This is a genomic window from Bacillus sp. C-3-6 (assembly GCF_054509685.1).
This window is the reverse complement of record NZ_CM137247.1, coordinates 285,001-292,500: the sequence shown is the minus strand read 5'-3', so window position 1 is coordinate 292,500 and position 7,500 is coordinate 285,001. Positions and strand designations below refer to the sequence as shown.

The window sequence follows — 7,500 nt, the reverse complement described above, 5'->3', positions numbered from 1 at the left end:
TACTTATTAACTTCAAGGGAAGATCCTTTTCCAAATGTTGTTTTAGAAGCATTAGATGCAAAACTTCCTGTTATAGGGTTTAAAAATGCTGGAGGTTTTGAGGATGTTGTTACAGAAAAAACTGGTGCCTTAGTAGACTTTTTAAATTTACCCAAAATGCTAGAAAAAATATATGAATTTATTCATGATGAGGGATTACGATTACAAAAGGGAAGCTTTGGCCAAGAACTTATCGAAAAAAACTTCAATTTTCTTACTTACATTTATCAATTACTAGATCTTCTCGAACATAATTACAAAAAGATAAGCGTAATCATACCAAACTATAATTATGAAAAATACTTACCTGATCGAATCGAATCAATATTAAACCAAACCTACCCTCTTTACGAACTAATTTTCTTAGACGATGCCTCCACTGATCATAGCGTATCAACATTTAAAGAACTGCTCTCAAAAGAAAATAAGATCCATCTGAAGGTTCAACAGGTTATTAATGATACAAACTCTGGTTCTGTATTTAAACAATGGATAAAAGGCGTCACTGCAGCAACTGGTGATTATATTTGGATTGCAGAGGCCGATGACTTATGCGATAAGACATTTTTACAAGAGGTGATGCAGGGGTTTTATATAAATAACAATATTGCCTTAAGCTACACACAATCAAAACAAATAGACGAACAAGGAAATGTATTGGCTAATCATTATTTAAATTACACAAATGATATCGATGAAGAAAAATGGAAAGCCCCCTATTTTCGAAAAGGCGTCGATGAAATACAAGATACTTTACTTATCAAAAACACTATACCTAATGTCTCGAGTGTAGTTTTTAAAAATATAGATATGAAGAAAACAGAAAAACAGCTAGAAAAGTTCAAAATAGCTGGTGACTGGTTCTTCTATGTTTCTCTTCTTACAGAGGGAGATATTTACTTCAATCCAGCCCCCCTAAACTATCATAGACGACATTTAAATAGCGTAACAAGAACAGAAGATTCATATTCCCATTACAATGAAGTTGTGCAAATGCAAAATTTCATTAAAGAAAGCTTTACTATCGATGACATTTCTAAAATGAAAATGTATACATATAGAAAGTATCTTAAAGCATATTTAAAGATTTAAACGTATGCTTTCTCTACCATCAATATCTCTTGTAAGGCGATATTATTATTTAAGGGGGAATACTCTTTGAAAGACTTTATAGAGGAACATAAAGATTTAATTTCTCAAATCGCACACAGCTACAATGTAAATGCAAGTATCCATCCTGAGGATCATATCTTTCAGTTCATTGTCACTAATCCCGTTTTCCCATCAAAAAAAGAAGCGATAGATTACTATTTTAAAGACGGGCAAAACTCAGCACAAATACTCTTAGACTTAATCACTTCCCTTTATCCTCCTACAGGCAATCCAATCAAATTGTTAGAGTTTGCATCTGGATACGGCTGCGTAACACGTCATTTATTAAATCTACAAGCGAATTTGAGTATAACCGCTTGCGATATACACGAAGAGGCCATTTCCTTTATTGAAAACAAATTAAATAATCCTTCTATATTATCTCATCCTGAACCCGAACAGTTAAAATTAGACTCCTCTACGTACGATATTGTTTTTTGTCTATCCTTTTTTTCTCATATGCCTGATACAACTTGGTTTCGTTGGCTGCAAACATTGTATAACGCTGTTTCACCTGGTGGTTTATTCATTTTCACAACCCATGGCTATCAAAGTAAAAAATATTTCGGGTTTCCAAATTTAAACGAACATGGCTATTGGTTTCTCTCTTCTAGTGAACAATTCGATTTAGATGTTAATCAGTACGGACAAACGATAGTTAGTCCCTCTTACGTATGTGACAAAATTAAATTACTGCCCCATAACCCAATCATCAAAAAGTATACTGAAGGATTTTGGTGGGAACATCAAGACCTTTGGGTAATAGAAAAAGAAGTAAAATAATAAACCACGCTCTGCTTATATACAAGTAGAGTGTGGTTTATTATTTTTTACTATATAAGAACTCTTCAATCCATAGTTTATTTAATCTAATCCCATTTTTAAAATCTATTTTAGGCTCCCAATTCAATTCTTGTTTTACCTTATCAATATTTAAAATGATTCTTTGAACGTTCTCTTGTTTTTGTTTATAACAGATAAAATCCACTTTTCTTTCTGTTATTTTCTCTAGTTCCACTATAATTCGTTTTAAAGAAAGACCTTTGCCACTCCCTATGTTATATACGCAAGATTTCAATTGATTTAATTGTGCTAGTTGTATAGTAATTTCAACTAAATCATCGATATAAATATAATCTCTAATAATCTCCTCTGGATTCCCATATATATTAATCCTTTCATTACTGAGATGCTGATACAAAAAACAATTTATCGCCCCAACTTTTTTTAAGGGGTTTTGGTATTTTCCATACGGATTAGAATATCTACATACAACATAATCTATTCCATATTTTCTCTTATAAAAATACAAATAATTCTCGAGCGAAACTTTTGTTATTCCATACGGGGAAAGTGGTCTTAATGGATGTTTCTCATCAATAGGCAAATATTCAGGTTCACCATAAACTGTGCCTCCTGAAGAAGCTAATATAATTTTTTTAATACGAAAATCTTTAACACTTTCCATGAAATTAAGAAAAAATAAACTGCTATTAATATCGCCGAAAACATCTTCAATTGAAGTTGCTACGTTAGACGTCGCAGCTAAATAAATAATAATATCTATATTCACTAAAGCCTTATATATATCCTCAACATTTTCTAAATCACCTTTAATAAATTCAACTTCACTTATAATATTTTGAGGAAAATTATTTATATGCCTGGAAAATACTTTTACATTTTGCCCCTGTTTCAATAAACCCAATGCGAGGTTGATACCAATGAAACTATTTCCACCTACTATTAAATAATTATTCTTCCTCATAATATCATCTCTCTAGTAATAAATTTTTCTCATCGTCAAACCTAAAAATATAAACAAATAAACTGGATCATTTCGATTATTCATCTTCTTATCATTGTATGTTTGTTATAAATTTTCATTATCTTTATTTTCTATTTTCATTTTGGAATAACTTCCTTATTCAGATTGACTGCAAAAACACTCATAATATTTACTCATCCCCATGAATATATTTAATAAACAATCCTCACTTGTTTAACCCATAAAAAAACTTCTACATACACAAGGTTCTCAAAAAAAGGAGTGCGAAACTCATGAAAAATATAAATCAAGAGCTTTTAAATCATGTAATTCTACATAAAGACCGAATTCCGCATTACCATAAAGACTTTCCCCTTATACTATTTTGGAGTCACAGAAGCGGATGCACCGCATTAGCTAATTGGTTCTTTTTTCAAATTGGATTATTTACTGAAGCAAAGAAATACAATGACTTTATTCATTACTATGAGTTCTGGGTGTATAAGAACAATATAAATTACATACCAGAGTTACAGAATGGTCTTCTAGAAGGTAAAAAGGATGTTTGTAAACTTGTGCGAAATCCCTATACAAGGGCTGTCAGCTCATTTCTATTACTTGCTGACAATCCATACGCTAGCCCCCAATGGGAAAGTATCCGTCATTATTTTTATAATGATAAATATAGTAATCAAGGAATATCATTTAAACAATTTTTATATTACGTTCAGGCATTTGGTTCCAATTCCCTAGCAATAGATATACATTTTAGCCAACAATACGTCCCCGGTGAAGAAAACTTCATCCAATGTTATATTCCTTTAGAAGATTTTAATGCACAAATCACCAAACTAGAACACACGTACGATTTGATAAAATCTAATTTAGCACTTCTTACAAATTCAGATCATCATCGCGCCCACAAGATGATTTATGCAGGGAGCTATGCAGAACTTAGCATTACAGATGAAGCCTTCCCACGATTTCCAACATACGAAAGCTTTTATGATAAAGAAACTATGGATTTAGTTACAGAAATATATGCACAGGACTTTGAAATGTACCCGTACACGAGAGAGATACTTTAAGTCTATACATTTTTCTATGAATAAAAGCTAATGCATCGCATAGCATAAAGTGAAACTTTAATTCGAGTCGGGTTCTCTTCAACTGATTATTCCCTTTTCCTAATCGCTATTTTAAGAGATACCTAACTTTCACCTATTCCCTTTGATTTCGCCGATTGTTGACGTGTATCATACTTTCCATAAATAGATTGCATGTAACATAGGAGTGATGTCGTGTGGAAATCAATTTGAAACAGAATAATGGGTACTGCGTTATTTGCGAAAAGAAAGCTACATTTATAGAGCATAATGATTGGCTTAGAGATCATTATTTATGTTCTACATGTAACTCTATCCCAAGGCAGCGAGCTTTAATCCATACTTTACACACATTTTTTCCAAAATGGGATTCCTATAGTATCCACGAATCCTCTCCTGGAGGAATTACAACTCAGCTACTATTAAAAAACTGTAAAAACTATACATATTCTCAATACTTTAAAAACTATCCTCTTGGCCAATACTTTCAAGGAATTAGATGTGAGAACTTAGAAGACATGACTTTTGAAAATGAATCTTTTGATTTATTCATTACTCAAGACGTTTTTGAGCATGTAATGACGCCAAACAAAGCCTTTAAAGAAATAGAACGAGTATTAAAACCTGGCGGCGCTCATGTATTTACTGTCCCTTGGTATCATACACTCACAAAAACTGTGCAAAGAGCAAGATTGAATAAAGAGGTGATTGAATATATTGAAGAGCCCATTTATCATGGAAACCCTATTGATGAGAATGGGTCTTTAGTAACGTTCGATTGGGGGCAGGATATGATTGAATATATTTATACACACACAAATATGTATACCATTGTTTATTTACAAAAGGATAGATCACTCGGGTTAGATGCTGAATTTTTACATGTTTTTATTAGTAAAAAGCAAGAAAATAAGGTTTAATCACTATATAATTCGGAGGTTTGACAAATGCATAACTTTAAGTTAGGAAGTGATTTTGATAATCTTGTTAATTCACTATCTGATGTTGAACTTCTAAATTTATTTATACAAAGTTGTTCCCAAACAACGATAAATGGGGTTCCCGTACCTAGGTTTCCTCCTGAAGAAATTCAAAAACAATTTGTAGGTGCTTCCTATGAACATGCTCTTTATGAAGCATATTTGTTTTATAGCTATATAAAACAATACGCCAAGAATTTAGGTGTTCCCGTGAATAAAGAAAGTAAAGTTTTAGACTTCGGCTGCGGATGGGGAAGAATTATACGCTTCTTATTTAAAGATGCCTCTGATCAAAATTTACTTGGCATTGATGTGGATCCTGCGATGATCACACTTTGTAATGAAACACTAGGAAGAGGGATATATAAAACAGCAAGTCCACATCCCCCTGTAGAATTTATTAGTGACAATTCATTAGATATCATATTCGCTTATTCTGTATTCTCACATTTATCCGAAGAAACTGCTGAAAATTGGATAAAAGAATTTTCAAGAGTTCTTCGCCCTGGTGGAATTTTCATCGCAACAACACAAGCGCGCTATTTTCTTGATTTTTGTCAACAATTCCACGAACATCCTGAATTAATTCAAACAGGATGGCATAAAACTTTATCTCAAGCTTTTCCAGATATACATCGCGCTATCTCGGATTATGAAAACGGAAAATTTGTCCACAGCGCTACTGGTGCAGGGGATATTAGAAATAGTAGTTTTTACGGAGAAACCGTTATACCTAGGACTTATATTGAAAATCATTATGAGAAATATTTAAAGCTACAAGACTTTTTTGATGATGTAAATCGATTACCACAAGCCCTCTTTGTCCTTCAAAAAATTTAATTCCTTTTATTCAACGTAATACACTTAATTTCATGAAGAAAAGCACTTTCTATTTCAGCTATATATCAAATTACCTAATACTCTCTTATTAAGTAAGCTGTAAAAACAAATTCAATACATACCATAAAAAAAGCAGTAAACAGCTAACATATCTCTTGTTTTAAAATTGCTCCACCAAATCAAGAATACCTTCCCAACAATTGAACTACGAAAAACATGAGGGGGATATACTTTGAAAATAATCGCTTTTTACTTACCACAATTCCATCAAATTAAAGAAAATGATCGATGGTGGGGGAAAGGATTTACTGAATGGACAAATACTAAAAGTGCACGCCCTTTATTTTCAGGACATTATCAACCGAGGGAACCTTATCAAGATTTTTATTATGACTTAACTAGCCCCTCCGTAAGAAAGTGGCAAGCAGAAATCGCTAAAGCATACGGTATATATGGTTTTTGTTATTATCATTATTGGTTTAAGGGAAAAAGACTATTAGAAACACCCTTTAATGACGTACTAAAGATGAAGGAACCTGACTTCCCTTTTTGTCTTTCTTGGGCAAATGAACCATGGACAAAATCTTGGGATGGTCTCGATAAACATATATTAATGCCTCAAGATTACGGAGATATATCTGATTGGAAGGAACACTTTGATTATTTATTACAGGCTTTCCAAGATGAGAGATATATTTATATAGATGATAAACCTCTATTCATTATTTATCGTCCAGGACATATTCCTGATTGTGAAAAAATGCTTAATTACTGGAATGCATTAGCGCGAGAAAATGGTTTAAAAGGCATATACTTTGCTGAAACATTAAACAGTTTTCCACTACCTAATATAAATGGATTCGATGCTAGCATTCAGTTTGAACCTTTCTATACAATTGCCCATGATAGCTCTTCAGACATAAATAAGGTCATATATGATTCTGATATGCAATTGAATGTTTGGGACTACGATAAAGTATGGATGTATATATTACAACGATCGCTCCCAAAGAAAAAAACATTTCCTGGGGCTTTTGTTGATTGGGATAATACTGCACGACGTAAAAACGCAAATAGCAGCATCTTTGTAGGTTCTACCCCTGAAAAGTTCACCATATATTTAAGCAAGCAAATTCATCGTACTTACTCTTTTTATAACAGCGAGTTTTTATTTATTAACGCATGGAATGAGTGGGCGGAAGGAACTTACTTAGAACCAGATAAAAAATATGGATTTTCTTATTTAGAAGGAGTTAAAAATGCAATTGATAGAGGTATGAAAGCATACAAAAAAGACGAGTCATTCTGACTCGTCTTAAAGTTGCTTGGCGACGTCCTACTCTCACAGGGACAAGGTCCCAACTACCATCGGCGCTAGAGAGCTTAACTTCCGTGTTCGGTATGGGAACGGGTGTGACCTCTCTGCCATCATCACCAAACTATGAAGGCATATTCCTTCAAAACTAGATAACATTTGCTACATATTATATGGTTAAGTCCTCGATCTATTAGTATTCGTCAGCTCCACATGTCACCATGCTTCCACCTCGAACCTATCAACCTGATCATCTTTCAGGGATCTTACTAGCTTACGCTATGGGAAATCTCATCTTGA

7 protein-coding genes and 2 rRNA genes (2 of these 9 cut by a window edge) are annotated in these 7,500 nt (G+C 33.0%); 6 read left to right on the top strand and 3 right to left on the bottom strand.

The features are described from left to right. Positions 1–1,131, top strand: partial view of a glycosyltransferase gene (locus tag ACW0JX_RS01625; protein ID WP_078994984.1) — the 3' portion only. 801 nt of this gene lie to the left of the window's left edge; 1,131 of the gene's 1,932 nt are visible here — the last part of the coding sequence; the start codon falls outside the window, past its left edge; its stop codon occupies positions 1,129–1,131. A 66-nt stretch (positions 1,132–1,197) separates the two neighbouring features. Further along, positions 1,198–1,974, top strand: coding sequence for a class I SAM-dependent methyltransferase (locus tag ACW0JX_RS01620; protein WP_053565455.1), 777 nt, complete (start codon positions 1,198–1,200; stop codon positions 1,972–1,974). A 40-nt stretch (positions 1,975–2,014) separates the two neighbouring features. Here ACW0JX_RS01620 and ACW0JX_RS01615 read toward each other — a convergent pair whose 3' ends face one another. Further along, positions 2,015–2,959: an NAD-dependent epimerase/dehydratase family protein gene (locus ACW0JX_RS01615; protein ID WP_053565456.1), complete on the bottom strand. Its 945-nt coding sequence runs from the start codon at positions 2,957–2,959 to the stop codon at positions 2,015–2,017. Between the two features lie 293 nt (positions 2,960–3,252). Between ACW0JX_RS01615 and ACW0JX_RS01610 the strand changes: the two genes are divergently transcribed. From ACW0JX_RS01610 to ACW0JX_RS01595, 4 genes are all read left to right on the top strand, one after another. Beyond that, the gene (locus ACW0JX_RS01610) at positions 3,253–4,047 is read left to right on the top strand and encodes a sulfotransferase family 2 domain-containing protein (RefSeq protein WP_089170304.1); all 795 of its coding nucleotides are present in this window, start codon (positions 3,253–3,255) and stop codon (positions 4,045–4,047) included. Positions 4,048–4,262: 215 nt separating this feature from the next. Then, entirely contained in the window at positions 4,263–4,985 is a 723-nt protein-coding gene (locus ACW0JX_RS01605; protein WP_000405128.1) for a class I SAM-dependent methyltransferase, read from the top strand. Positions 4,986–5,012: 27 nt separating this feature from the next. After that, positions 5,013–5,885, top strand: a complete 873-nt coding sequence (locus tag ACW0JX_RS01600) for a class I SAM-dependent methyltransferase (protein WP_089170303.1) — start codon at positions 5,013–5,015, stop codon at positions 5,883–5,885. A 232-nt stretch (positions 5,886–6,117) separates the two neighbouring features. Then, on the top strand, positions 6,118–7,194 hold the full coding sequence (locus tag ACW0JX_RS01595; RefSeq protein WP_000690984.1) for a glycosyltransferase WbsX family protein: 1,077 nt from the start codon (positions 6,118–6,120) through the stop codon (positions 7,192–7,194). A gap of 14 nt (positions 7,195–7,208) precedes the next feature. Here ACW0JX_RS01595 and rrf read toward each other — a convergent pair. Together rrf and ACW0JX_RS01585 are read right to left on the bottom strand one after the other, a co-directional pair. Beyond that, a 5S ribosomal RNA gene (gene rrf, locus ACW0JX_RS01590) occupies positions 7,209–7,324 on the bottom strand. A gap of 49 nt (positions 7,325–7,373) precedes the next feature. Then, positions 7,374–7,500, bottom strand: a 23S ribosomal RNA gene (locus ACW0JX_RS01585); it runs 2,795 nt beyond the window's last position.